This is a genomic window from Staphylococcus sp. B1(2026), assembly GCF_058895785.1.
Window position 1 is genome coordinate 1 of record NZ_JBZXTS010000109.1, and the last position, 906, is coordinate 906.

At 30.5% G+C, this 906-nt stretch carries 1 protein-coding gene; it reads right to left on the bottom strand.

From position 1 onward, the window contains the following. Positions 1 to 78: 78 nt before the first annotated feature. Positions 79 to 795 carry a YebC/PmpR family DNA-binding transcriptional regulator gene (locus AC5EAH_RS08160; RefSeq protein ID WP_493494282.1) on the bottom strand — a complete coding sequence of 239 codons (717 nt, stop codon included), beginning with the start codon at positions 793 to 795 and terminating at the stop codon, positions 79 to 81. Between the last annotated feature and the right edge of the window lie 111 nt (positions 796 to 906).

The following is a 906-nucleotide window of genomic DNA, read 5'->3' on the forward strand; positions in this document are numbered from 1 at the left end:
CGCATTTAATTTTACAACCTATCTTATACAAAAATAAGAGTTAGAAATCATAGTGATCATTTCTAACTCTTATTACATTTAATTTTCATCTACATTATGATAAACTTGCTGTACATCATCAAGATCTTCTAAAGCATCAATTAATTTTTCAAATTTAACTAAATCATCTCCAGTTAAACTCACTTCTGTTGTTGGAATCATAGAAATTTCAGCTACAGTAAAATCATTAATACCTGCATCAGTTAAAGCTAATTGAATATTATGATATTCTGTAGAATCTCCATAAATAATGATAGTTTCTTCTTCAACTAAAATATCACGTGCTTCTACATCAGCTTCCATTAAAATTTCTAAAATTTCATCTTCTGTTTTACCTTCAACACCAAATACAGCAGTAGGTTCAAACATATAAGCTACTGAACCAGAAACACCCATGTTCCCACCATTTTTACCAAATGCAGCACGCACATCAGAAGCAGTTCTATTAACATTATTCGTTAAAGTATCCACGATAATCATACTACCATTTGGACCAAAGCCTTCGTATCTTAATTCGTCAAAACTTTCATCTCCGCCACCTTTAGCTTTTTCGATTGCACGATCAATAATAGTTTTAGGCACTTTATATGTTTTAGCTCTTTCTAAAACTACTTTTAGCGCACCATTCGATGCTGGATCTGGTTCACCAGATTTAGCAGCTACATAAATCTCACGTCCAAATTTCGCATAAATTCTACTAGTGTTGGCATCTTTAGCAGCTTTTTTATCTTTAATATTATTCCATTTACGTCCCATTTTAATTTCTCACTTTCTAAAATATACTTTAAAATTATAACATAGTCATGATTAAAACACTATAAACTAGCATAAATACTATAAAATAAAAAAGAGATGACAAAGTCATCT

Bases quoted from the DNA above. Each gene is read 5' to 3' on its own strand.
- AC5EAH_RS08160 (WP_493494282.1), bottom strand. From the start codon at position 795: ATGGGACGTAAATGGAATAATATTAAAGATAAAAAAGCTGCTAAAGAT.